The 23,852-nt window shown below is 62.3% G+C and carries 23 protein-coding genes; 2 read left to right on the top strand and 21 right to left on the bottom strand.

The genetic code is table 11. From position 1 onward, the window contains the following. Window positions 1–167: 167 nt before the first annotated feature. Window positions 168–776, bottom strand: a complete 609-nt coding sequence (gene coaE, locus SFHG_RS05955) for a dephospho-CoA kinase (RefSeq protein ID WP_238318279.1) — start codon at window positions 774–776, stop codon at window positions 168–170. Window positions 777–963: 187 nt separating this feature from the next. Between coaE and SFHG_RS05960 the strand changes: the two genes are divergently transcribed. After that, the gene (locus tag SFHG_RS05960) at window positions 964–3,132 is read left to right on the top strand and encodes an acyltransferase family protein (protein WP_081468953.1); all 2,169 of its coding nucleotides are present in this window, start codon (window positions 964–966) and stop codon (window positions 3,130–3,132) included. A gap of 435 nt (window positions 3,133–3,567) precedes the next feature. Here the strand turns inward: SFHG_RS05960 and rpsA are convergent, their stop codons facing one another. The 4 genes from rpsA to SFHG_RS05980 form a co-directional block, all read right to left on the bottom strand. Further along, complete coding sequence (rpsA, locus tag SFHG_RS05965) at window positions 3,568–4,770, bottom strand: 30S ribosomal protein S1 (protein WP_042434903.1); 1,203 nt, start codon at window positions 4,768–4,770, stop codon at window positions 3,568–3,570. Between the two features lie 368 nt (window positions 4,771–5,138). Beyond that, a complete protein-coding gene (locus SFHG_RS05970; RefSeq protein WP_042434906.1) occupies window positions 5,139–5,558 on the bottom strand; it encodes a Fur family transcriptional regulator in 420 nt (139 codons plus the stop codon). Between the two features lie 281 nt (window positions 5,559–5,839). After that, window positions 5,840–6,178 carry a P-II family nitrogen regulator gene (locus SFHG_RS05975; protein WP_042434907.1) on the bottom strand — a complete coding sequence of 113 codons (339 nt, stop codon included), beginning with the start codon at window positions 6,176–6,178 and terminating at the stop codon, window positions 5,840–5,842. A 30-nt stretch (window positions 6,179–6,208) separates the two neighbouring features. Beyond that, entirely contained in the window at window positions 6,209–7,483 is a 1,275-nt protein-coding gene (locus tag SFHG_RS05980) for an ammonium transporter (protein ID WP_042434908.1), read from the bottom strand. A 195-nt stretch (window positions 7,484–7,678) separates the two neighbouring features. Here SFHG_RS05980 and SFHG_RS05985 point away from each other — a divergent pair, with 195 nt between their 5' ends. After that, window positions 7,679–8,185 (top strand): GNAT family N-acetyltransferase, encoded by a 507-nt coding sequence (locus tag SFHG_RS05985; RefSeq protein WP_042434910.1) that lies wholly within the window; start codon window positions 7,679–7,681, stop codon window positions 8,183–8,185. Between the two features lie 176 nt (window positions 8,186–8,361). On the opposite strand, the gene dxs is transcribed toward SFHG_RS05985, so the two are convergent. From dxs to ruvX, 16 genes are all read right to left on the bottom strand, one after another. After that, window positions 8,362–10,248: a 1-deoxy-D-xylulose-5-phosphate synthase gene (gene dxs / locus SFHG_RS05990; RefSeq protein ID WP_042434912.1), complete on the bottom strand. Its 1,887-nt coding sequence runs from the start codon at window positions 10,246–10,248 to the stop codon at window positions 8,362–8,364. Between the two features lie 45 nt (window positions 10,249–10,293). Next, on the bottom strand, window positions 10,294–10,614 hold the full coding sequence (gene xseB / locus SFHG_RS05995; protein WP_042434916.1) for an exodeoxyribonuclease VII small subunit: 321 nt from the start codon (window positions 10,612–10,614) through the stop codon (window positions 10,294–10,296). 12 nt (window positions 10,615–10,626) lie between these two features. Continuing rightward, window positions 10,627–11,097, bottom strand: a complete 471-nt coding sequence (gene nusB / locus SFHG_RS06000) for a transcription antitermination factor NusB (protein ID WP_042434919.1) — start codon at window positions 11,095–11,097, stop codon at window positions 10,627–10,629. Between the two features lie 32 nt (window positions 11,098–11,129). Then, on the bottom strand, window positions 11,130–11,483 hold the full coding sequence (locus tag SFHG_RS06005; RefSeq protein ID WP_042434922.1) for an Asp23/Gls24 family envelope stress response protein: 354 nt from the start codon (window positions 11,481–11,483) through the stop codon (window positions 11,130–11,132). Beyond that, on the bottom strand, window positions 11,480–12,832 hold the full coding sequence (accC, locus tag SFHG_RS06010) for an acetyl-CoA carboxylase biotin carboxylase subunit (RefSeq protein ID WP_042434925.1): 1,353 nt from the start codon (window positions 12,830–12,832) through the stop codon (window positions 11,480–11,482). The genes SFHG_RS06005 and accC overlap by 4 nt, the downstream gene beginning before the upstream one ends. 1 nt (window position 12,833) lies before the next feature. Beyond that, a complete protein-coding gene (gene accB / locus SFHG_RS06015; RefSeq protein WP_042434928.1) occupies window positions 12,834–14,720 on the bottom strand; it encodes an acetyl-CoA carboxylase biotin carboxyl carrier protein in 1,887 nt (628 codons plus the stop codon). 401 nt (window positions 14,721–15,121) lie between these two features. After that, window positions 15,122–15,682, bottom strand: a complete 561-nt coding sequence (efp, locus tag SFHG_RS06020) for an elongation factor P (RefSeq protein WP_042434932.1) — start codon at window positions 15,680–15,682, stop codon at window positions 15,122–15,124. A gap of 54 nt (window positions 15,683–15,736) precedes the next feature. Continuing rightward, the gene (locus tag SFHG_RS06025) at window positions 15,737–16,894 is read right to left on the bottom strand and encodes a M24 family metallopeptidase (protein WP_202898117.1); all 1,158 of its coding nucleotides are present in this window, start codon (window positions 16,892–16,894) and stop codon (window positions 15,737–15,739) included. Beyond that, window positions 16,884–17,396, bottom strand: coding sequence for a type II 3-dehydroquinate dehydratase (gene aroQ, locus SFHG_RS06030; protein ID WP_042434938.1), 513 nt, complete (start codon window positions 17,394–17,396; stop codon window positions 16,884–16,886). The genes SFHG_RS06025 and aroQ overlap by 11 nt, the downstream gene beginning before the upstream one ends. 135 nt (window positions 17,397–17,531) lie before the next feature. Continuing rightward, complete coding sequence (gene aroB / locus SFHG_RS06035; RefSeq protein WP_042434941.1) at window positions 17,532–18,647, bottom strand: 3-dehydroquinate synthase; 1,116 nt, start codon at window positions 18,645–18,647, stop codon at window positions 17,532–17,534. Beyond that, window positions 18,629–19,300, bottom strand: coding sequence for a shikimate kinase (locus SFHG_RS06040; RefSeq protein ID WP_187364749.1), 672 nt, complete (start codon window positions 19,298–19,300; stop codon window positions 18,629–18,631). Before SFHG_RS06040 ends, aroB begins: the two co-directional genes overlap by 19 nt. A gap of 19 nt (window positions 19,301–19,319) precedes the next feature. Beyond that, window positions 19,320–20,495: a chorismate synthase gene (gene aroC / locus SFHG_RS06045; RefSeq protein ID WP_042434943.1), complete on the bottom strand. Its 1,176-nt coding sequence runs from the start codon at window positions 20,493–20,495 to the stop codon at window positions 19,320–19,322. Window positions 20,496–20,565: 70 nt separating this feature from the next. After that, on the bottom strand, window positions 20,566–21,516 hold the full coding sequence (locus SFHG_RS06050) for a shikimate dehydrogenase family protein (protein WP_042434945.1): 951 nt from the start codon (window positions 21,514–21,516) through the stop codon (window positions 20,566–20,568). A gap of 117 nt (window positions 21,517–21,633) precedes the next feature. After that, window positions 21,634–22,200 (bottom strand): YqeG family HAD IIIA-type phosphatase, encoded by a 567-nt coding sequence (locus SFHG_RS06055; RefSeq protein ID WP_042434947.1) that lies wholly within the window; start codon window positions 22,198–22,200, stop codon window positions 21,634–21,636. An 8-nt stretch (window positions 22,201–22,208) separates the two neighbouring features. Next, complete coding sequence (mltG, locus tag SFHG_RS06060; RefSeq protein ID WP_042434950.1) at window positions 22,209–23,360, bottom strand: endolytic transglycosylase MltG; 1,152 nt, start codon at window positions 23,358–23,360, stop codon at window positions 22,209–22,211. 4 nt (window positions 23,361–23,364) lie between these two features. Continuing rightward, window positions 23,365–23,787, bottom strand: a complete 423-nt coding sequence (ruvX, locus tag SFHG_RS06065; protein ID WP_042434954.1) for a Holliday junction resolvase RuvX — start codon at window positions 23,785–23,787, stop codon at window positions 23,365–23,367. Window positions 23,788–23,852: the final 65 nt, after the last annotated feature.

Raw genomic sequence — 23,852 nt, forward strand, 5'->3', positions numbered from 1 at the left:
GCCCGAAGTCTATCACGGCATACGGAAAAGAACAAGTGTACGTTTTCGCTTCACATATATGGCAACGCAAAAGGCCCCTGCAACACGCGGCGCCCGGCAAAACCAGGTGACGCGCCGCAGGGGCCCGCAACGTTCCGAACAATCGCGCCCATCAGCGCGATGCCGCCCTAGTCAAGCGTCTTGCTGTACTCACGCCACCACTGCTCGACCTGCTCGCGCAGCTGCTCGGGCGTGCCGTCGTTGTTGAAAACCACGTCGGATTGCTCGATGCGGTCCGCGTCGCTGATCTGGCGGGCGATGCGGCGACGCACGTCCTGCTCGTCCCAGCCGCCTGCAACGGCACGCTCGATGCGGTCGTCGAGCGGGGCGAGCACGGCGATAACCACATCGGCGCCGTTGGCCATGGACACCTGGCGGTTCTTGAACACGGAATACTCCACCACCACGGCCTTGTTACCCTGGCGCTCAAGCTCGTCGAGCTGATCGGTGAACGCCTCCTCGATGCGCGGCATGGTGATGCGGTTGAGCTTGCGCGTCTCCGCCGGCGTGGCGAAGGCCTTCGCCGCCACCTTCGAGCGCACGATTTGGCCGTCAGCGCCCAGGATATCGGCGCCGAACGCCTCTACCAGGTCGTCTTTGACCGTATCCCACAGCAATACGTCGTGACCGACCTTGTCGAGGTCGATGTACGGGACTCCCTGCTCGGCCAGAACCTTGCGGGCCGTCGACTTGCCGGCGCCCATGCCGCCGATGACGAACAGCTTCTTCATACCCATGCCTGCCTCCTTTGTCGGCATCGCAGCGTTACCTTCACGCATATCTCCTTCATATGATACACGCACCGCACAGCCGAAACGGACGGCACGTGCCATCATTTGCCAACAGGTTACGGTAGGCGGCACTGGTATACTGAGGCGATGTGCTGCGGATTAAGGGAGCGCAGCAGATGAGAAGGGAACTATCATGCCGGAAACGCCGGCTGGGAGCCATGCACGCAGCCGCTCGCGAAGCGCATACGCAGGCCCCACATCAGATTCTTACACGCAACACCGTTCCAATGTGCACGGCCATGCCGCAAGCAGCTCTGCCGCCGCATCGCACGACGCCCGCCGGGCAAACGCCGCAACGAACGGCCGCCACGGCGGCGCGCACGGCGCATCGCCGCGAACCTCGCGCGCATCCGGCAGCGTAGAACAGCCTAAGCGGAAAAAATCACGTTACATCCCCGCCCTCGACGGCCTGCGCGCGCTTGCCGTGCTCGGCGTCATCGCCTATCACATGGGCATGGCCTGGATGCCCGGCGGCTTGCTCGGCGTCACCGTGTTCTTCGTGCTGTCGGGCTACCTGATTACCAGCCTGCTGCTCATCGAATGGGATTCCACGGGCACCATCGACCTGCCGCAGTTCTGGCTACGCCGCGTGAAACGCCTGTTCCCGGCCATCGCCTTCGTCATCATAGTCACCGCCGTGCTCTGCACGTTATTCGATCACAGCCTGCTCACGAAGCTGCGCGAAGACATGTGGGCGGCGCTTTGCTGGGTGACCAACTGGTGGTACATCCTGCGCGACGTGTCCTACTTCGATGCCCTGGGCGCCCCCAGCCCCGTCACGCATTTCTGGTCGCTGGCCATCGAGGAGCAGTTCTACGTGGTTTGGCCCGTGGTGCTTATCCTTGCGCACAAGTTCGGCGTGAAGCGCACCCATATGCGCAACGCCACCTTCGTGCTCGCCCTGGCGTCCGCCCTTGAGATGGCGCTTCTATTCAGCCCCGACGCCGACCCCTCCCGCGTGTACTACGGAACCGATACCCGCGCGTTCAGCCTGCTCATCGGCGCATGGCTTGCCTTCGTATGGCCATCGAACCAACTTGGCGCGAACAACGAGATCCACTTGGACCGCAACGTGCGGCTGGCGCTCGACGCCGTGGGCGGCATCGCGCTTATAGGCCTGGTGGCCATGATGGCGGGCATCGAGGGTACGTCGGCGTTCATGTACCGCGGCGGCATCCTGCTCGCCTCCGTGATCACCATGGTCATCATCGCCGTCATCGTGCACCCGTCTAGCCTGTTGGCGAAGGTGTTCGCCGCAAAACCGCTCGTATGGATCGGCCTGCACTCCTACGGCATGTACCTGTGGCACTACCCTATCCTCCTGCTCATGAACCCGCGCAGCAACATCGAAGGCACCCCGTGGTGGATGTACCTGGTGGAACTCGCCGTCATCTTCGCCATCTCATGGTTCTCCTACAAGTTTGTGGAAGACCCCATCCGCCATGGCGCCATCGGGAAGTTCGTGGGCGACGTGCGCAGCGGGCAGATCCTGCTTGCCGACTGGCTTCGCACCCATGCCCTGCCCACTGCGGCGGCCTCCGTGCTCACCATCGTCTGCATCGGCGGGCTGATCTTCGTACCCGATACCTCCGCTCTTGAGGGCGGCGATCTGCTGAAGGACGAATCGGCGCATGTCGCAGGCTTACCTGCAGATACGTCGGGCACCACCGCAGCAGCCGAGAAGCCCAAGCTCGACGTGCTCATGATCGGCGACTCGGTATCGGTTCGCGCCATCCCCAACTTCACCGAAACGTTCCCCTACGGCGCCATCGATGCCGCCGTGAACCGTCAGCTCACCGTCGGCGAGGAAGTGTACCGCTCCTATGCCGAGCAGGACATCGTGGGTGACGTGGTGGTGTTCGCCCTGGGAACGAACGGACAGGCCACCGACGAGCAGCTGGACGACCTGCTTGGCGTGGTGGGCACAGACAAGCACGTGTTCTTCGTGAACACCCGCAGCCCGCAAAGCTGGATGGCGGAGACGAACGCCGCGCTCGACCGCGCCGCCGAGCGTTACGGCAACGTGCAGGTAATCGACTGGTACAGCCTGAGCGCATCGCATGGCACCTGGTTCGACGGCGACGGCACGCATCTGTCCTCGGAAGGCGCTCAAGCCTATATCGATATGGTCCACGATGCCATCGGAAGCCTTCTGCCCGAGCACAAGGAAGGCGACCAGGTAGCACACGCGGAAACACCCATGGAAGCCGCAACCTCGAAGGCCATCGCGGCGCAACAGGCAGCTGTTGCCTCCATTGCCACCAACATCGCCAACAGCCTAGGGGAGCACCCGCAGGAATAAGCGCATCTAATCAGCGGGCGCACGACTCGAACGATCGGGCCGCAATCGCATGCGAATCAACGCGTCACGATTGCGGCCCGATTTGTGTCGAGAGACAAGCGTCGAGAACAACACCCCTTAACGCACACCCCTACTTGGGCCATGCTTGTCACAATTGTTTTCTGACCTTTGAGGTTTACGATATCCGTAAACGATGACGCCGCGTTGACGACAAATACGCTGCAGCTTTACCGGCATTTTCGCACCTAAGAGAAGGATTCCTATTGCCGCGCAAAGATTAGGCATCAAAGCTACGACACCAACCGAATGCCTTGTCACCCCGCAGTCCCAACCTTGGGCATCCTTCGATAACCTCAAACGCAACAAGGCCCCCGGCGTATGCCGGGGGCCTTGTAGGATTCATGCTTCAGCTTAAAGCTTGAGGCTTAGGTCAGCTTATTCAGCCTGCTCCTCAGCGGGCTTGTCAGCCTTCTTCTCGCGCTTCTTGGCCGGCTTCTCCTCAACCTGGATGGACTCGTCCACGGGGATCTCGAAGCCCATCTCAGCAGCAGCAGCCTTCATGGACAGGCTGATGCGACGACGGTCGGGGTTGATCTCCATGACCTTGACCTTGACCATGTCGCCGGGCTTGACGACCTGAGCAGGCGTGTCGATGTGGCGCATGGCCATCTCGGAGATGTGCACCAGGCCCTCGATGGACTGGCCCAGCTCGACGAAGGCGCCGAACGGAACGGTCTTGGTGACCTTGCCGTCGACGATGGAGCCGACCGGGTAGCTCTCGACCAGCTTGATCCACGGATCCTCGGTGGTCTGCTTCAGGCCCAGGGAGATGCGCTCGCGCTGCAAATCGACGTCCAGAACCTCGACCTCGACCTCGTCGCCAACCTTGACGACCTCGGACGGATGGTTAACGTGGTTCCAGGACAGCTCGGAGATGTGGACCAGACCGTCGATGCCGCCCAGGTCAACGAAGGCGCCGAAGTCGACGATGCTGGAAACCGTGCCCTTGAGGCGCATGCCCTTGGACAGCTTGGAGAGGATCTCGGCGCGCTCGTTCTTGCGGCCTTCCTCAAGCAGCACGCGACGGGACAGGACAACGTTGTTGCGGTTGCGGTCCATCTCGATGACGCGGGCCTCGATCTCGGTGTGCAGGTACATGTCCAGGTCCTTGACGCGACGCAGGTCGACCAAAGACGCAGGCAGGAAGCCGCGCAGGCCGATGTCCAGGATCAGGCCGCCCTTGACAACCTCGATAACCTCGCCGGTGACGGTCTCGCCAGCCTTGAACTTCTCCTCAACGCTGATCCAGGCGCGCTCGTACTCGGCACGCTTCTTGGACAGGATCAGACGGCCGTCCTTGTCCTCCTTCTGCAGGACCAGAGCCTCGATCTCGTCGCCGAGATTGACGATCTCGGACGGATCGGCGTCCTTGCGGATGGACAGCTCGCGGACGGGCACAACGCCCTCGGACTTGAATCCGATGTCCACCAGCACCTCGTCATGCTCGATCTTGACAACCGTGCCGTTGACCAGGTCGCCCTCGTCGAACTCGGTCAGCGTGCCGTCGATCATCTGGTTCATCTGATCGTCGGAGATGTCCTCGAAGTCGATGACGGACGTGTTCTTGATGTCGGTCAAAACGGACCCCTTCCATACTTTGCCGGGGACCCTTCGTCATGAATGATTGCTACATAAACCATGTTCGCTTGCAGGAGATGCTCCCTTTTAGCAGTGCAACAAACATGTCTCGGGGGCCTACATTACCAATGCTTACGGGACCTTCCCATAAGCCAATCGAGTATACCACGCGCAATGCGGCATCCAAGCCACTATTTTCCAACAGCGTTCCGCCCTGCACGATTTCTACGCGGAATGGCAAGCCTTCGCTTCACGCTCTTGCACCGCCGCCTTGCGCTCCGGCCGCGCGCTGCGCGACGATCAGCCGCTTCGAGCTCAACTCCCCCCTAAACACCCAGATTGGAGGACGAGAGCCAACGCACTCCGCGCTATTCCCCGCTATTGCGGCGGCAATCAGGGCACACGCCGGAAAACGCCAGGTCGAAGCCCGTTACCTCGAACCCGTAATCGTTCACGATACGCGCAAAGGGATCGACCCCCTCGGTCTCGATATCGAAGACGCCCCCGCAACGGCTGCACTTCGCATGGAAGTGGTTATCGCAGCGGAAGTCGTAGCGGTCCGCCGCGTTGGGCACGGGGATGCGCAACACCTCGCCGCGCTCGGACAGCACGCTCAAGTTGCGGTACACGGTGGCGCGGGACACGTTGGGGTGATCGCGGTGGACCACATCGTAGATATCCGCCGACGTCGGATGGTTGTGCAGCGAGCGCACCGCATCGAGCACCACCGCGCGTTGCTTGGTGTTGCGCGAGCCACGCGGGCTCGGAACCTGAACGTTCGCAGTCATCGCGTTGCTCCTATCCTTCTTGCCAGGCTTATGCTTAATAGGATTTTATATCACTAGTAAACCTTGTGCAATTCGCTCACAACCATTCCATCGGGTATTGCGGAAGAAAGAAGCATCCCTGCCCCCGTTTCCTGGAACAGGGCTCCTCGCGCTCTAAACGATCCGGCAATCGCCGCGATCCCTCGATGGGCCCGCACACATAAGAAGGCCTCCCGTTTCCAGCAATGGGAGGCCTTCTAGCTCCTTATGAGCGCATCGCGGTCGCAACCAGCCGCCGATGGCTAGATCGCCTCGTCTCCTCGCTCGCCGGTGCGAATGCGCACCACCTCGTCGACCGGGAAGACGAAGATCTTGCCGTCTCCCACGTTGCCGGTTCGAGCGGTGGCGCTGATCACATCGATAAGCGCATCCACCTCAGCATCGTCGCAGATGATCTCGAACTTCACCTTCGGCACCATGTTCAACAGCACCTCGGTGCCACGGTAATACTCCTTCCAGCCATGCTGGGACCCGCAGCCTTGCACCTGCGAGATGGTCATGCCCGAAACCTTCGCCTCGAACAGGGCATCCTTGAGCGGCTCGAGCTTTTCAGGGCGAACGATAGCGGTGATCTTCTTCATGGTTCAACTCCTTCCAATGCTAGCCGCAGCTTAGTCCAAGCCGATGTATGCAGGGTACGCGGATTCGCCGTGGGCTGCAATGTCGAGGCCCTGCGCTTCCTTCTCCTCGCTGACGCGCAAGCTGCCCTTGAAACAGGCCTTCACGATGAAGGCGATCACCACATCGAGAATGCCGACGAACACGATGGTGATGGCGATACCTGCAATCTGGCTGCATAGCAGGCTCACATCGCCGGTGTACAGAAGGCCGCCGAAGTCGGTCCAGGACAGCTCGGGCACGCAGAAGATGCCGGTGCAGATACCGCCCACGACACCGCCGACCGCATGACAACCGAAAGCGTCGAGCGCGTCATCGTAGCCGATCTTGGCCTTGCAGAACGAGATGGCGAAGTAGCAGATCGGGGAAACGATCAGGCCCATGATGATCGCGGCCCAAGGCTCGACGAATCCAGCAGCCGGGGTGATGACGACCAGGCCGGCGACAAGGCCGGTGGCGGCGCCGACGAGCGTGGGCTTGCCTACCTTCACACGCTCGACGATCATCCAGGATACGAGCGCCGCGCCGGAGGCGACCACGGTGTTGATCAGGGCAAGACCTGCAACGCCATCGACGACGAACTCGGAACCGGCGTTGAAACCGAACCATCCGAACCATAGAAGGGTTGCGCCCAGGGCCACGAAGGGCACGTTATGCGGACGGTAGCTCATCATGCCGAAGCCCTTGCGCTTGCCGAGCATGAGGCACAGGATAAGGCCGGTCAAGCCAGAGGAGATGTGCACGACATCGCCGCCTGCGAAGTCGAGCGCGCCGATGGTGTCGCCGATAAGGCTCCCGTCACCGCCCCAAACCATATGGGCAAGCGGCGGGTACACCACAATGGTCCACACTGCCACGAATGCGCACACCGCACCGAACTTCATACGGCCGGCAAGAGAGCCCGTGATAATGGCTGTGGTGATCATGCAGAACGCCATTTGGAAGATGAAGTCGATGATGGTCGGATACGCCGCATCCTCCGGAACCGCCTCGGCCTCGGCGAGCATATCGGTCACGCCGCCCAGGAAGCCAAGCTGATCGAAGCCCCCGAAGAACGGGCTTGAGCCGTCCCCGCCGTACGCCAGCGACCAGCCGCAGATCGTCCACGTGATCGCCACGATGCCGATGGCCGAGAACACCATGATCATCGTATTCACAACGTTCTTTCGACGCGACAGGCCTCCGTAGAAAAACGCCAAGCCTGGCGTCATGAGCAAGACGAGCATGGCGCATACCAGCATGAATGCCGTTGAACCCGTGTCATACATCACGTTACCTCCTTCGCTTTCCGATACCCATTCCCTCTGAGCACCTTTCTCTTACGCATTCGATACTGCCACTGATTGACCTGGCCTTTTGCGCAATATGCCATTGTTAACGCTCTGGGAAACGCTTTGTAACGAGCGTGAGACGCGGGTGTTACAATGTGGAAACAGGCGAACTTTGTTGAAAGGAACGAGCTTATGGGCGTGCGATTCGTTGCCGTTGAAACGGATGAAGATCAGGAAAAGCTGGCGAAGCTTGCCGACGAGATTTGGCACGAATACTGGCCCGCGATCATCGGCGATGCGCAAACCGATTACATGGTCGAAAAGTTTCAAAGCCTGGAAGCCATCAAGCGAGACATGACCGAGCATGCCTACGAATACTGGTTCGTGATTGACGAAGCCGGCAAAACCGTTGGCTACACCGGCGGCTGCGAGGAACCCGAGACCAGCCGCTACTTCATTTCGAAGATGTATCTGCTGGCCGAGGAGCGCGGCAAGCATTATGCTTCGCAGATCATCGGATTCTATACCGACTTATGCCGGTCTCGCGATCTGCATAGCATGTATCTGACCGTGAACAAGCAGAACGACCTGGGTATTCGAGCCTACTACGGCAAAGGATTCGTCACCATCGAATCCGTCAAGAACGATATCGGCAACGGGTTTGCCATGGATGATTACGTGATGGAAAAGGAAGCGTAAGCGCTTTCGCCTATCTGCCGTGAAGCCTTTATGGCCTTGCAGCGAAAAAGGCCCCACGCCTTCGATTCCGTTCGCCGACCTTGTCGGCAATGCAAGCGCACCTGACTCAACTTGCTTGAACGGACCTCGAATGACGTGGGGCCTTTCGTTGTTCGCGAACTTAGCGGAACCGCGGGCTACAATGCCCGATAGCGCTCTTGCACGCTGGCAGCAATGCCCTCGGCATCAAGCCCTTGTTCGTGAAGCAGCTGCCCTACCCCGCCTTGCGTGACGAACGCATCCTGGATGCCTAGGTTCAAAGCCGGGGTGTGCAAGCCCATGCGGGCCATCTCGCCGAGAACGCCTTCACCGACGCCGCCTGCGATAACGCCCTCCTCCACCGTGACGACCAGCTTCGTTTCGGCGGCAGCTTGAATAGCCTGCACATCCAGCGGCTTGACCCAGCGCATGTCCACTACGCGAGCGGAAACCCCCTGCTCGGCAAGCGTATCGGCAGCGCCCAAAGCCTGGCCGACCATGCGGCCGAACGCCAAAATGGCAACGTCATCGCCTTCGCGTACCACACGCCCCTTTCCTTCCGGCAGCACCTCGGCAGCCTCGGGCAGCGGAACGCCCTCGCCCTCGCCGCGCGGATAGCGGATGGCGAACGGGCCGCCCATCGCAAGCGCCGTATGCAACGCATGCACGAGCTCGGCCTCGTTCGAAGGCGCCAGCACGCGCATGTTGGGCACCATGCGGGCGTACACCAGGTCGAACACGCCATGGTGCGTGGGGCCGTCGGCACCGACGATGCCGGCACGGTCGATGGCGAAGACGACATCGAGCTTCGGCAGCGCCACGTTGATGATCATCTGATCGATGGCGCGCTGCATGAACGTGGAATACAGCGCCACCACGGGTTTCTTGCCGTTTGCCGCCAAGCCGCCGGCGAAACCGACGGCATGCTCCTCGCAAATGCCCGTGTCCACGAAACGCTCCGGGAACTTCTCCGCGAACTCATCTAGGCCGGTGCCGCCCTTCATGGCAGCGGTGATGGCCACGATATCGGCATTGCTCTCCGCTTCGGCGACCAATGCCTTGCCGAACACGTTGGTGTACTTCGGCGCGGAGGGCTTGCCCGACTTGATGACCTCGCCGGTTGCGATGTTGTAGGGCGCGATGCCGTGGAACTTCTCGGGGTTGCGCACAGCGGGCATATAACCTTGGCCTTTGCGCGTGACCACATGCATGAGCACCGGGCCGTCGGCATTCAACACGGCTCGCAGCGTTTCCCGCAACTGCGCGATGTTGTGCCCGTCGATCGGCGCCGTGCATACGATGCCCAGCTGCTCGAAGATCATGGAATGGGGAATGACGAACTGCTTCATCGATTCCTTCATGCTGCGGCCGAAGTTGGTGATGGCCTTGCCCACCGGCCCGCTGCTCTCCAGGTGCTCCTGCACGTTGTCGCGCGCCTGACGGTACTGCGAAGATGCGCGCATATAACCCAAGTGCTTCATGAGCGCGCCAACGTTGTGCGAGATGGACATCTCGTTGTCGTTCAAAATGATGACCATGGGCGTTTGCGCCTGGCCGATATTGTTCAAGGCCTCGAAGGCCATACCACCGGAAAGCGCCGCATCGCCGATGAGCGCGACGACCTTCTGGTCGGCACCCGCCAGATCACGGGCCTCCGCCAAGCCGAGCGCCACCGAAAGCGAGTCGGATGCATGCCCGGAATAGTGCACGTCGTAGGGACTCTCGCTGGGCTTGGGGAAGCCGGAGAGACCGCCATAGGTGCGAAGCGTGCCGAAGTCCTTCAAGCGTCCGGTGACCAGCTTGTGCGCATACGCCTGATGCCCCACATCGAATACGATCTTATCCTTGGGGCAATCGAGCAGGCTGTGCAGAGCCAGGATGATCTCGACCGCGCCCAAAGATGAGGCGACGTGACCACCGGTTTTCGAGGTGGTGGCCACAATCTCCTGACGAATCTCGCCCGCAAGTATAGATAGCTCCTCATTGCTGAGGAGCTTCAGGTCGGCAGGGGATGCGATTATGTCCAGAATGCGCTTATCGCTCATGCTGCGCCTTTCCTTTTGTCATGCCATCCGATCGCCTTGCGCGACCTAGACGGAAGCGGCGGCCTGGCCTTGCTGCGCCGCGCCGCCGTCCGCTTGACCTTCCTTATGCGCGCTCGCCGCAGATACCGCGGGTTGCGCCGAATCATCGGCAAGCCCTGCTGGGGCTTCGGAGGCCAGCGCCTCTTGGACGCTGGCCTCGTCGATGCCCTGCTCAAGCAGATCGCTTGCGCGAAGCCCCAGCCCAACCGCTTCCTCATACAGGGAAAGCGCCTGGTCCAAGGGCAAATCCTTATCGTTTACCGCTTCGACGATCTCATCCAGGCGGCTTTTGAGCTCCTCGAAGGACCCGTACGATTCCAATGCCACCGAATCGCGCCCTTACAGCACCAGGGGCTGCGCCGGGTCATCGCCTGCGGGAGCCGCAGCGACCCCATCGTCGATGTCCTTGGCGATGCGGCCCAGCACGCCGTTGACGAAGCGCGGGGAATCATCCTCGCCGCCGAAATCCTTCGCCAGCTCCACCGCCTCGTTGATGGCGACGCTGGTGGGCACATCCTCCACAAACATGATCTCGTAGGCGGCCAAGCGCAGAATGGAGCGGTCGACGATGGGCATGCGGCCCAGCGACCAATTCTCCGCAGCGGCCTTCAGGCTGCCGTCGATGACGATGCGGTTCTGCTCGACGCCGCGCACCAGGTCCTGAGCATATTCCGAAAGCGGGCCCTCCTCGGACGGGAAGACGCCTTCAGCCACGATCTGAGCTGCGGATGCGCCCTTGATCTCAGCGGTGTACAGAACCTGCAGCGCGACGCGACGTGCCGTCGTGCGCTCGTGTCTTTTCGATGCCATGTGCAAATAATCCCCTGTGCTTCTTCTTATTCCTAACGGTTGAACTGGACGCCGTCGATGTAGACGTCGACCGATCCAACCTGCGCGCCTACCTGGCTAGCCACGGCGTCCGCCACGGACTGGCGGACCGCAGCCGCCACGTCGGGCAGCACGTGTCCATAATAAACGTCGATGCGCACCGAGATCTGCAGCTTGTCGTTTTCGTCCGCTGCGATCTCGATACCGGACGTGGAGGGCTTGCCGCCGAGCACGCCGCGGATGCCGCGGCTTGCCGCGGGGGCGTTGCCAACGCTGGCGACGCCGTCCACATCTGCCACGGCGATGGAGACGATGGTCTCGACGACGCCCGGCGCAAGCGCCATGCCGTCAACGGTCAAATCGCTCATAACACATCTCCCATCTGGGTTTCGATGAAGTCCGTGGTTGCTTCGCCGGCGCAGAACACCTGGTTATCCAGCACGCGGCGATGGAACGACAGCGTGGTGGGGATGCCCTCGATGACGAACTCGTCAAGGGCGCGGCGGCCGCGCGCCAGGCACTCCTCGCGATCCTGGCCGTACACGATGAGCTTGGCCACCATGGAGTCGTAGAACGGGCTGATCTTCGAGCCGGAATGCACATAGGCCTCCACGCGCACGCCCGGGCCCGCCGGGGGCTCGAAGCGCGTGATGGTACCGGGACACGGACGGAAACCGTGCTCGGGATCCTCGGCGTTGATGCGGAACTCCATGGCATGGCCGAACGGCGTGAACGGGGCCCTATCGGCGCAGCTCATGGGCTCGCCGGATGCGATGCGCAGCTGCTCTTTGATGATGTCGGTGCCCGTGATCTGCTCGGATACCGGATGCTCCACCTGCACGCGCGTGTTCATCTCCATGAAGTAGAACTTGCCCGTGGTGTCCAGCAGAAACTCGATGGTGCCGGCATTGCGGTAGTCCACGGCGCGCACGGCCTTGATGGCCGCAACGCCCATAGCGCGGCGCAGCTCGTCGGTCAGCGCCGGAGAAGGCGCCTCCTCGATGAGCTTCTGATGACGACGCTGCACGGAGCAGTCGCGCTCGCACAGGGCCACGTTGTTGCCGAAGTCGTCGGCGAGCACCTGCACCTCGACGTGACGCGGACGCAGCACGAGCTTCTCCAGGTAGACCTCGTCGTTGCCGAACGCGGCGCCGGCCTCGGCGCGGGCGGCCTTGTAGTGCGACTCAAGGTCGGCGGGGTCGTGGACCTCGCGCATGCCCTTGCCGCCGCCGCCGGCGGTCGCCTTGATGAGCACAGGATAGCCCACGCTCTCGGCGAACCGGCGAGCCTCCTCCACGGTATCGATGCAGCCATCGGAACCGGGGACGGTGGGCACGCCGCAGGCCTTCATGGTCTCACGGGCGGATGACTTGTCGCCCATGCGCTCGATGCACTCGGCGGAGGGGCCGATGAACACCAAGTCGTTGTCGGCGCACGCGCGGGCGAAGTCGGCGTTTTCCGCCAGGAAACCGTAGCCGGGGTGGATGGCGTCGGCGCCGGTGATGGTGGCCGCCGCGATGATATTGGACATGACCAGGTAGCTTTTCGTTGCCTGGGCGGGGCCGATGCACACCTTCTCGTCGGCATACTGCACGGGATAGGTGTTCTCGTCCTCGGTAGAGTACACCGCCACGGTCTTCACGCCCAGCTCCTTGCAGGCGCGCATGACGCGCAGGGCCACCTCGCCGCGGTTTGCGATGAGTACTTTCTTGAACATGTTACTGCTCCGAGACGGGCTGGACGGAATGGGGCTCGATGTAGAACAGCACGGTGCCGAACTCGACGGGGTCGGCGTCCTTGACGCACACCTCGCGGACGGTGCCCATCTCCTCGGCGGTGATCTCGTTCATGAGCTTCATGGCCTCGACGATGCACAGGGTCTGGTTGGCGGCAACCTCGTCGCCCACCTTCACGAACGCGGGCTCGCCCGGTGCGGGAGCAGCGTAGAACGTGCCGACCATGGGAGCCTTCACGGCATACCAGTTGGCGGGACGCTCGGGCTCGGCGGCAGCGGCGGCCGGAGCGGCAGGTGCCGCTGCGGGAGCTGCGGGTGCGGCGGCGACCGCCGGAGCGGCTGCAACCGGTGCGGCTGCCGGCATAGCGCCGGGCATGCGCACGGCGATGCGCTGACCGCCGTCCTCGACCACGATCTCGCCTACGCCGCTTTCCTCGGCAACGCGAACCAATTCGCGAATCTGATTGATATCCACGTAATCGTCCTCCTTGATATTGCTGGACTCCTCCTGCATGAGGAAGTCGACTTTCTCGGATGCGCGGTGCTTGCTCAGGAAGGTGCGCGCCTCGTTGGGGAACAGGGCGTACATGAGCACGTCCTCTTCGCTTTGGGCCAGATCGCCGACCTCTTCGGCGACCTCGTCATAGGTGGTGGTGACCAGGCTCGACGGCGGCACGTCGTCGGGCAGCACCTGCGAATTGCCCGCGACCTTCTTCATGATCTCGGGGTCGATGCGTCCCGGGGCCTTGCCGTAGTAGCCGCAGATGTAGTCCTTCATCTCCTTGGACACGACGCCCCAGCGCTTGCCGGTGAGCACGTTGAACACGGCCTGCGTGCCCACGATCTGCGACATGGGCGTGACGAGCGGCGGATAGCCCACCTCCGCGCGCACGCGCGGGATCTCCTTCATGACCTCGGGCAGACGATCGGATGCGTTCTGCACCTCGAGCTGGCTCATGAGGTTGGACATCATGCCGCCGGGCACCTGATGCGAATACACCTGCATATGGATAAGCGAGGACACGCCGCGCTTGTAGTGGCTGCGCTTGCGCACTTCCTCCCAGTATTCGGCGATCTCGAAGAGCAGGTCCAGGTCAAGGCCGGTGTCGTAACGGCTTTCCTGCAGCGCCGCCACGATCATCTCGACGGCGGGCTGGGAGTTGCCGAAAGCCAGCGGAGCGGATGCGGTGTCGACGATGGACACGCCCGCCTCGGCCGCCTTGAGGTAGTTGGCCGGGGCCATGCCGCCGACATAGTGGCAGTGCAGATGCACGGGCAGGCCGATCTCGGCATTGAGGGCCTTCACGATGCGCTCGGCGCGATACGGCGTCATAAGGCCGGCCATATCCTTCACGCAGATGGAGTCGGCGCCGAGCTCTTTGAGCTGCTGCGCATACTCAAGGTAGCTGTCAAGCGTATGCACCGGGGAGATGGTGTAGGAGATGGCGCCCTCGAAGTGACCGCCGCATTCGTTGACCGCCTCGGCGGTATCCACCACGTTGCGGATATCGTTGAGCGCATCGAACACGCGGAACACGTGCACGCCGTTGCGCTTGGACGCCTTGATGAAGCGGTTCACGATCTCGCGGGAATAATGCTTGTAGCCGACCAGGTTCTGGCCTCGGGTGAGCATGGACAGCGGCGTGTTCGGAGTTGCCGCATTGATGGAACGCAGGCGGTCCCACGGATTCTCATCCAAAAAGCGCATGCACGAGTCGAACGTCGCGCCGCCCCATGCCTCGATGGCCCAGTAGCCGACGCGATCCATCTTCGGCAGGATCGGCAGCATGTCGCCGATGCTCATGCGCGTGGCCCACAGGCTTTGCTGGCCGTCACGGATAGTGGTATCCATGATCTGAAGCCTTGACATGAACTCGCACCCCCTTCGTTTTCAAGTGATACAGACCGTATTGATCGAAACCAGGATTATAGAAGATACCGGAGCCGATACCGTGCGCGCGCGGCGAATTCACGGGCAAGAAACAGAAACGCCGCCCAGGCGGCGCGCTTCGCAAGCCCTGCAGCCGCGATGGTCCGCTTACGGCGGCGGCCTTCGCACACCAGAAGGAACGGCCCCGAATACAGCGAATGCGCCCTGAACGGGCGCATTCGGAGATATCGTCGCACTCGACGAACCTTGATTCATGTGTTTTGGCTCGCCCAACATGAGCGGATGCCGGCTTCCGCAAACGCCTATTGCCATGCTTCAATCGCGCAGCAAAAGCCGTTCGAGGCGAAAACCGCGGTCGTCGATCGCCGATGCGATGCGAGCTAGACGCGCTTGATGACGCGGCCGTCGCGGGTGTCGATCTGCAGCACGTCGCCGATCTCGACGAACGTGGGCACCTGCAGCTCAACGCCGGTCTCGAAGGTTGCCGGCTTGGTGGTGTTGGTGGCGGTGTCGCCCTTGAAGCCGGGCTCGGTGTGCGTGCACTCCAGCTCGACGAACATCTGCGGCTCGATGCTGATGAGCTCCTCGCCAGCGTACAGCAGGCTGGCCTCGTCGTTCTCCTTGAGCCACTTGGCGGTGTCGCCGACAGTCTCGGCGGGCATGCTCATCTGGTCGTAGGTGTTGGGATCCATGAAGTAGAAATCGGAACCGTCGTTGTACAGGTACTGCATCTTGCGGGTTTCCAGACGCACGGTGTCGAACTTCGTGCCGGCGTTGAACGTGTAGTCGACCACGCGACCGGTCTTGATGTCGCGAAGCTTCGTGCGGACGAAGGCGCCGCCCTTGCCGGGCTTGACATGCTGGAACTCGACGATGGTGCACATCTTGCCGTTGTTGACGATGCACATTCCGTTCTTGAAATCGGCGGTAGAGATAGCCACTGGTAGATCCTTTCAACCGTTCAGGCGACCAAGGCCGCCCCTTTAGTTCAACCCTTAAATTATAACCATGTCATGCGTAGATTGCGTGAAAACCTGGAATCCCGTTTCGGTAACCACGCCGAAATCCTCTAAACGCATGCCGAAATCGCCCTCCAGATATATGCCCGGTTCCACCGTGACCACGTTTCCGGGGACAAGCGGCTCCTTGTTGCGAGGCGACAGCACGGGCTCCTCATGGATGTCGATGCCCACGCCATGACCCAGCCCGTGGCCCATCTTGCCGGCGAATCCGCCCGCGGCAAGGGCGTCCTCGGCCATCTGGTGCATCTGCGCGCCGGTGACGCCGGGCTTTATCGCGGCCTCCACCCGCTCATTGGCCTCGCGCAGCGTTTCGTAGGCGGCGCGCATCCGCGCATCGGGCTGGCCGACGAACACGGTGCGGGTCATATCCGAGCAATACCCGTAGGCGCGAGCGCCGAAGTCCATGACCACGCACTGCCCCGCCTCAAGCCTTGCCTCGCCCGGAACGGCATGCGGGCTCGCGCCGTTGGCGCCGCAGGCCACGATGGAGGAGAACGCCAGGCCGGACGCACCATGACGCAGCATCCAGTCCTCAAGCTCGATCTGCACCTGCCGTTCGGTCATGCCCGGCTTCATGTACGTGACGATATAGGAGAACGCCGCATCGGTGATTGCCTGAGCCGCCTTCATGCGCGCAACCTCCGACGGCTCTTTGACCGCGCGCAGCGAGCGGACGAAGCCCGAGGTCTCAAGCAGCTGCGGGGACGCGGGCGCCTTGGCAAGGGCGCCCTCGAGCGCGCGGAACGCCGCAAGCGTCATGGAGTCCTCGATGCCGAGCACGATGCTCTCGGGCGCCGGCGATCCGGCGGGCGCGCTTGCGTGACGGGCCGTGAACACGTCGGCAACCCATTCGCCATGGCCCCGACGCGCGTCATCGACGACGATAACGCCTTCGCCCTGCGCCGCTTTTCGCGCCGCACCGCTATAGCGGGAATCGGTGTGCAGCACCGCGTCATGCGGCGTGACCAGGAGCGCATGCGCCTGTTCGTCGTCGAAAACGCCATCAAAGGCTGTCAGCCATTCGATGCTTGCCGTGTCGCGTACCAAAAACGTGCGAATGCCGTTTTCCGCCGCCGCGTTGCGCAACCGCTCCAAACGCCCTGCGGCCTGGGCTTTCATGCTATTCGTCAATGAGATCACGTCCTGCCACGATGACTTGGCCCGGCGCGTAGCGCCCCTCGAATCCCTCGCCCAAGCGCTCGGTCGTGCCTTCGAGCAGGATATCGAGCGCATCGTTGTAGCCGGCGAAGCCGCGGCCCTTGACCTGGGCAACGCACGCCGGGGCGATCACCGAGATATGGCGAAACGCCTCGCGCATGCTGACATCGGAAATGTGCACCTCAACGCACGGCGTGCTCACGCTGCCGAGAGCGTCGCGCAGCGCATAGGAATAGTGCGTATGCGCGCCGGGGTTGTATACGATGCCATCACACGCGCCGTGCGCGGCGTGGATCTTATCGACCAGGTCGCCTTCATGGTTTGACTGGAAGCACTCCACCTCGCAACCGTGCGCGCGGGCATATTCGCAGAAGCCCGCCTCTAAATCTTCCAGGGTATCGTTGCCGTACACGCCCGGCTCGCGGATGCCGAGCATGTTCAGATTAGGCCCGTTCATCAGCAGGATCTTCTTCATGTTGCACACCTTTCGTTGCTTCCCGCGCCGCATCGGACATCGGCTTGAAACGGTGGCCATCGCCGCATCCGCCTTCTCCGGCCAGCCTGCAAGATGGTCTGCCGCTTGTACGCCGGGCCTTACGCCGGCCGGGCATCACCGCCGCTTCTGCGCGAAATACTCCTCCAGCTCTTCCAGGATCACGCCATCGGCCACATCCTGAAGCCGCCACTGCCCCACATCATGCAAGCACACGAAGCGAACCTGCCCGTGACGCGCCTTTTTGTCGCGTTTCATGACATCGAGCACCTGCGCCGGGGAAGCCTCCCAGCCAAGCTCGGGCAAACCCAGATCATCGAGCAGCTGCCCTTGCGCCTGGGCTAGCTCGACCGGCATATCGGCGAGCCGCATGCCCATACGGGCCGCGAAGCGCATGCCCTCGGCAACCGCATGCCCGTGGCTGTACGTGCCATAACCCGAAAGCTTCTCGATGGCATGTGCCAGGGTATGGCCGTAGTTCAGGCACTCGCGCACGCCGCGGCTTTCCGTTTTGTCCTGCGCCACCACGTCTGCCTTGAACACCACGCAGCGGGCGATGGCCTCGGAGACGGCATCGGGCTGGCGGTCGACCACTGCCGACGCTTGGTCGGAAAGCCAGAAGAAGAACTCGTCGCCGTCGATGAGCGCGGTTTTCGCCACCTCGCCGCAACCGCATGCCCACTCGCGCGCAGGCAGCGTTGCCAGCACCTCGGTGTCGGCGCACACGAACGCAGGCTGCTTGAACGCACCTACCAGGTTCTTTCCTGCGGATAGATTCACGCCCGTCTTCCCACCCACGCTTGAATCCACCATGGACAGAAGCGTGGTGGGAACCTGCACCACCTGCACGCCGCGCATGTAGGTTGCCGCGGCGAAGCCCGCCAGATCGCCCACGCAGCCGCCGCCGAGCGCGACCACCACGCAGTCGCGCTCGAGCGCCAAAGCGGCCATGGCCTCGAGCACCTCGCCGAGCACCGTAAGCGATTTCGCCTCTTCGCCTGCGGGAACGCAGATGTCGGAAACGCGATACCCCGCTTGAGCGAGCGATGCCTTCGCCCGGGCCAGGTACAGCGGGCCGACGTTGGCGTCGGTGATGACAAGCACCTGCCGCGCATCGGCGAGCACAGGAACGCCGCGCATGGACGACCCCAGCGCATCAAGCACCCCGGCGCCGACGCGCACGTTGTACGCGTCTTCGCCAGGAATGTTCACCACTACCCTTGTCGCAGGCACAGCACGCCTTCCTTCTCCAAAATCTCCTGGATCTCCTGGGCCACGACGTTGATGGACTTGCCAACGGTGTCGATGGACACGCTGGCGACGTCTTCGTACATAGGCAGGCGGCCGGCGATGGTCTGTCGCGCGGTCTCGAGGTTCTTGAACAGCGGGCGCGTGGACACGTCGCCGACGCGCTCGACGGCCTGCTCGGCCGTGACCTGCAGATACACTACGAAACCGTTGTTCTTCAGAATCTCGCGGTTCTCCTCGCGCAGCACGATGCCGCCGCCGCACGAAACGAGCATGGGGCCCTTGTGGGCGAACTCATCGAGCACCTGGGTTTCCATATCGCGGAACGCCTGCTCACCCTGCTCGGCGAAAATCTGGTTGATCGCCCGACGCTCACGACGCTCGATGTAGGCGTCCAGGTCGATGGTGGCAAGACCGCACTGACGGGCCAGACGGCGCGACGTGGAGGTTTTGCCCGCGACCATGAAGCCCACGAAGAACACGTTGCGCGTCAGCTCGTACGTCGGGCGCGCATGGGGCTTGATCTCGGGGTTGTTGACGATGGCGACGACCTCGTCGGGGGTGGTGACCGACAGCGTGTAGGCTATCGGGTTGCTTTCCGGGGTGATGGCATCGCCCTTGACTTCCTGCTGTTCCATGATGGTCCTCCTGGCTGTTTTAACGAGATACGGTGTTCAAACGTTGCTTGTAGGCTTTGATGGCCGCTTTGATGTCGGCCATGTTATCGGAGCCGAACTTGCGCATATAGGCATCGGCTATGGCAAACGCGACCTCCCCCTCGGCGACCACCGCGCATGCCGGAACGGCGCATACGTCGCTTCGCTCCTTGGAGGCCTGGGCCACCTCGAGCGTGTCAAGGTTCACGGTCTGCAGCGGCTGCATGAGCGTGGGAATGGGCTTCATGGCCGCCGTGACCACCAGGGGCATGCCCGTGGTCATGCCGCCCTCAAGGCCGCCGGCGTTGTTGGACGCTCGCGTGAACTCGGCTTTCGCCCGATCGAGCAAAATGGGGTCGTGCACTTGCGAACCGGGCTTGCGAGCCGCCTCGAAGCCCATGCCGAACTCCACGCCTTTGATGGCGGGGATGCTGAACAGGGCGCCGCCGATGGTGGACGTCAGGCGCTCGGTGGGCACGGCATAGCCGCCGACGCCCGGCAAAAGACCGCGCACGATCACGCGGAACGTGCCTCCCAAGCTGTCCTTATCCTTGATAGCCCGATCGATCTCGCGTTTCATGGCCTCGCTGGTCTCCGCATCAGGGCAGCGGACTTCGCTCGTCTCGATCTCAAGCGGCGTGTAGCGCGACGGGTTCATGAACGGATCGTCCTCGCGCATGACGGCGCTTCCAATGCCGGTGACGTAGGAGAAGATCTCCACGCCCAGATCGGCCAGAAACTCGCGCGCGATGCCCGCCGCCGCAACGCGCGGCGCGGTGGTGCGGGCGCTTGAGCGCTCGAGGATGTTGCGGCAGTCGTCGGTGTTCGTTTTCAACGCGCCCACCAGGTCCGCATGGCCCGGACGAGGGGTCACCTCCCGAGCCAGATCGAGCGGCGGCTCGCCGAAGGGGGCCATGCGATCGGTCCAGTTCGCCCAATCCCTATTTGCCACGAGCATTGCCACGGGGCTTCCGATGGTGCGCCCGAAGCGCACGCCGGAGATCACCTGCACCATGTCATGTTCGATCTTCATGCGCCCGCCTCGGCCGTAACCCGCTTGGCGGCGCGCCAGATCGACGTTGATCTGCTCCTCGGATATCTTCAGGCCCGCCGGCACGTCCTCGACGATGGCGACCAGGCCCTGTCCGTGGCTCTCTCCTGCTGTGTAGTAGCGCATGCTGTTCTCTTTTCGTGCTAGCGCGCGGCCCGACCTTCGCGCCGCGCCGATACGGATGACTATGCTTCGATCACGCGCGCGGGCAATCGAACCCGGCGGCGTCTGCCATAAGGTTGAACAGCTCCGCTTCGGAATACGGTATCTTCACTTCCGCTACGTCGGACACGATGAGCGCCGAAGCAACCGCCTGCGCCACCAGCATGCCCCCGCCGTTGAAAGCCGCCTTGCAATCGGCTTGGAGGGCGTCGGCCACCAGCTTCGTGCGGCCCGATGCGTATACCGCATCCATAACCACCTGGCCAGGACGCAAAAGCCCCGTATCGAACGGAGCGGGATCGTCGGGCTTCATGCCCACCGGGGTGGCGTTGATGATGATGTCCGCAGAACCCAGCGCCCCCGCCGAGGTGGTATAGCTGCCGAACTTGAACGTCGGCTTCGTGTAAGCCTCGCGGAAGCTGCGATGCCCCTCCTTCATGGCGGGGAAATCGATGGTGGCGTTGGCCAGCTTGCCGAAACGCTCGAGATAGGCGTCGAGCACGCTACGCGCGCGCTCCTTGTCGCGCGAGAGCAGCAACAGCACGTCGGCGCCGGCGATAGCGCACGCGTGAAGGATGGAGAGGGCCGTAGGACCCGTTCCGCACACCACCACGCGCTTGCCCTTGAATGTCACGCCCGCAAGCTCCAGGAACTTGACGCACCCATCGCCATCGGTGTTGAAGCCGATCAGCTGATCGTCCTTGCGGACGAGCACGTTGGCGCCTTGCGCCAGCTGCGCGCTAGCTGCTTTGCGTGTTGCAGCCTGAAAGGCCAGCGGCTTATAGGGAGTGGTGATGTTCACGGACAGGAAATCCCGCGCATCCAAAAAGGCGCGGGCATCGTCCAGCTCGGCGTAATCGGCAAGGGCATAGGTCCAAGGCAGACCCAGCCTTTCATATAACGCGTTGTACATTACCGGCGATTTCGAATGCGCGACCGGATGCCCCAGGATATAGAGGCGTTCGCCTTCGCTCTGCTCGGTCATGAAAGTCCTTCCTGGTCGATCAAGGGCCTGCAGGTTAGCAGGGATTTCATCATACCAATGCAGACTACTTTTGTAGGGCTTAATTCGACCGCAGCGCCCATCAAATGGGCGGATTCGCTACTTTTGCTGCGAGAGAACGCTTGATGCAGCCGACTGGTCGGCCGCTTGCGCTTGCGCCGGCTGAGGCGCGCCCTCGGGCACCGCCCCGCCTAAGATGGCCTGCTCCACCATGCGCACGTACTTCGTATGGCGCAGGTCCTGCTCCGCCAGCGGCGCCAGCAGATACGCCGACATGCCGGCGTTGTGCGCGGCAAGCACGTCGGTCGATAGCTGATCGCCGACCATGACGGTCTCGCTGCGCTTCGCCCCCAGCATGGAGCACGCCGCGAACAGCGCCACGGGCAAGGGCTTCATGGCCTTGGCGATAATGGGCATGGATAGGCGATTCGCAAGCTCGTGCACGTTTTTGTGCCAGTTGTTCGACACCAGGCAGAAGCTCACGCCTGCGTCTCTCGCTTGAGCAAGCCACAGGCCCACATCTCGCGGGACGTCATGCGTTGCACGCGACAGGATGGTGTTGTCGATATCCAGCAAGACATAGCGGAACCCGCATGCAAGCAGGTCCCGTTCTATGTTGATATGCGATATGCGGGAGAAGTAGCGCTCCGGCTGCAAGTATGGCATGAATCCCCTTACGAGAACGCGGCCTTATGCTCGTCGTAGGTTTCGCTGAACGTGTACTTATCGTTTTGGAAGTAGAAGAAGTAGTACTTGCCGAGCGCATCCTTATTAGGCGAGCACACGGCCTGCAGGCACTCGATGGAAGGCGAGCAGATGGGCGTGGGCGGAAGCCCAGCGTTAGTGTAGGTGCTATACGGGCTGTTTGCATGCACCTCGTCCGCCGAGGGATCGTGTCCGACCTCGTAAGCGGTGGTGGCATCGCTTTGCAGGTAACCGTTGCTCGGCTCGCCCTTGGTGGTCAGGCGATTATAGAACACTGCCGCCACCTGAGCGCGCACCGTTTCGTCACCGCTGGATTCCTTCTCCACGATGGATGCCAGGTTGACGGTGTCATACACGGAAAGGCCCTGAGATTCGGGATAGGACCAGTCGAGCCCCGCCGTTTCGGTTTGGAACTGGGTGAGCATGGCGCGAATCAAGCTGTCGGCGGTAGCATCGGCGGCAACATCATAGGTTTTCGGGAACAGGAAGCCTTCAAGGCTGTTCGTGCCCGCAGACTTCAAGAAGCCGTAATCGCCCGCATACACGCTGGCATCCGACGCCGCCTGCTTGAAGGAATCGGCGCTGATGCGCCCGCTGGTGGCGCTTTCCACCGCCGAGGCGATCTCGGTCAGGCGATAACCTTCGGGAATGGTGAGCACGGCATCGGAAACCGGACCGTTGCGCAATGCGGAAATGATATCGTCGACCGTCGCGCCGCCTGCAAAGGTGTAGGTGCCGGGCCTGAGGTCGGACCCTGCATCCAGGTCCTTCACGCGTTCGGTGAATTCTTTGGAAGACCCCACCAGCTTGGCATCCACCAGCGCGGAGCCTACGGTGTTGGCCGATGCGCCTTCGTTGACGGTGATGGTAGCCTGCTGGCCTTCCGCCAGAAGCTCGACCTTCGGCGACACGCAGCTGGCAACCGAGGAACCGACGAACCACAGGATGCCGATGCCGAGAAGTGCCAGAACCGCAAGGAACACGTAATGCGGAACGTTGGATCGTCTGGGTTGGATGTAACTGGTATCGTACGTGCGGAACATACGGTCGCCGCGCGCGTGCGCCGAGCGTGCCGCATGGTTCGGGCGGCGGGAATAGGTCACTTGCCTACGAGGGGACATTACACTACCTTTCGCCTGCATGGCGGGCATCAAGCCACGCCTGAAGGAACACACTTGCTGCAATCATATCTATCTTGCCGCGCATATCGCGCTCCGACATGCCGCTTTCACGCAAACTGCGCTTCGCCTCCTGCGAGCTGAGACGCTCATCGGTGAACTCCACCGGCAAACCGGCGGACTTTCCGATGCTTGCCGCGACACCGCGGATACGGCCGGCCTGAGGCCCCTCCTCGCCCGAAAGCGTATACGGCAGACCTGACAAGATAAGCTCCGGCTCCCAGTCCTCGAGCACGCGTTTCCAGCTTTTCGCATTCGAAAGCACCTCGTTTGCGGGAAGCACGCAAACAGGCGATGCCACGCGCTCGCGCGGGTCGCTGATGGCGACGCCGATGCGCGTCTGACCGATATCCAGTGCAAGAATCCTCATTATCGACCTAACCTTACGCAGTGAACGGATAAGAAAAACGCCCCGCAGCCTAGGGCGGCGGGGCG

It is taken from the genome of Senegalimassilia anaerobia JC110 (genome assembly GCF_000236865.1).
GTDB lineage: Bacteria > Actinomycetota > Coriobacteriia > Coriobacteriales > Eggerthellaceae > Senegalimassilia > Senegalimassilia anaerobia.

Bases quoted from the DNA above. Each gene is read 5' to 3' on its own strand.
- accB (WP_042434928.1), bottom strand. From the start codon at position 14,720: ATGTCAAGGCTTCAGATCATGGATACCACTATCCGTGACGGCCAGCAA.
- SFHG_RS06040 (WP_187364749.1), bottom strand. From the start codon at position 19,300: ATGGAACAGCAGGAAGTCAAGGGCGATGCCATCACCCCGGAAAGCAAC.
- SFHG_RS05975 (WP_042434907.1), bottom strand. From the start codon at position 6,178: ATGAAGAAGATCACCGCTATCGTTCGCCCTGAAAAGCTCGAGCCGCTC.
- aroC (WP_042434943.1), bottom strand. From the start codon at position 20,495: ATGCGCTACTACACAGCAGGAGAGAGCCACGGACAGGGCCTGGTCGCC.
- SFHG_RS06050 (WP_042434945.1), bottom strand. From the start codon at position 21,516: ATGACCGAGCAGAGCGAAGGCGAACGCCTCTATATCCTGGGGCATCCG.
- SFHG_RS05970 (WP_042434906.1), bottom strand. From the start codon at position 5,558: ATGACTGCGAACGTTCAGGTTCCGAGCCCGCGTGGCTCGCGCAACACC.
- SFHG_RS06005 (WP_042434922.1), bottom strand. From the start codon at position 11,483: ATGAGCGATTTGACCGTTGACGGCATGGCGCTTGCGCCGGGCGTCGTC.
- aroQ (WP_042434938.1), bottom strand. From the start codon at position 17,396: ATGAAGAAGATCCTGCTGATGAACGGGCCTAATCTGAACATGCTCGGC.
- SFHG_RS05980 (WP_042434908.1), bottom strand. From the start codon at position 7,483: ATGTATGACACGGGTTCAACGGCATTCATGCTGGTATGCGCCATGCTC.
- accC (WP_042434925.1), bottom strand. From the start codon at position 12,832: ATGTTCAAGAAAGTACTCATCGCAAACCGCGGCGAGGTGGCCCTGCGC.
- dxs (WP_042434912.1), bottom strand. From the start codon at position 10,248: ATGAGCGATAAGCGCATTCTGGACATAATCGCATCCCCTGCCGACCTG.
- coaE (WP_238318279.1), bottom strand. From the start codon at position 776: ATGGGTATGAAGAAGCTGTTCGTCATCGGCGGCATGGGCGCCGGCAAG.
- mltG (WP_042434950.1), bottom strand. From the start codon at position 23,360: ATGTCCCCTCGTAGGCAAGTGACCTATTCCCGCCGCCCGAACCATGCG.
- SFHG_RS06055 (WP_042434947.1), bottom strand. From the start codon at position 22,200: ATGCCATACTTGCAGCCGGAGCGCTACTTCTCCCGCATATCGCATATC.
- SFHG_RS05960 (WP_081468953.1), top strand. From the start codon at position 964: ATGCCGGAAACGCCGGCTGGGAGCCATGCACGCAGCCGCTCGCGAAGC.
- nusB (WP_042434919.1), bottom strand. From the start codon at position 11,097: ATGGCATCGAAAAGACACGAGCGCACGACGGCACGTCGCGTCGCGCTG.
- ruvX (WP_042434954.1), bottom strand. From the start codon at position 23,787: ATGAGGATTCTTGCACTGGATATCGGTCAGACGCGCATCGGCGTCGCC.
- SFHG_RS05985 (WP_042434910.1), top strand. From the start codon at position 7,679: ATGGGCGTGCGATTCGTTGCCGTTGAAACGGATGAAGATCAGGAAAAG.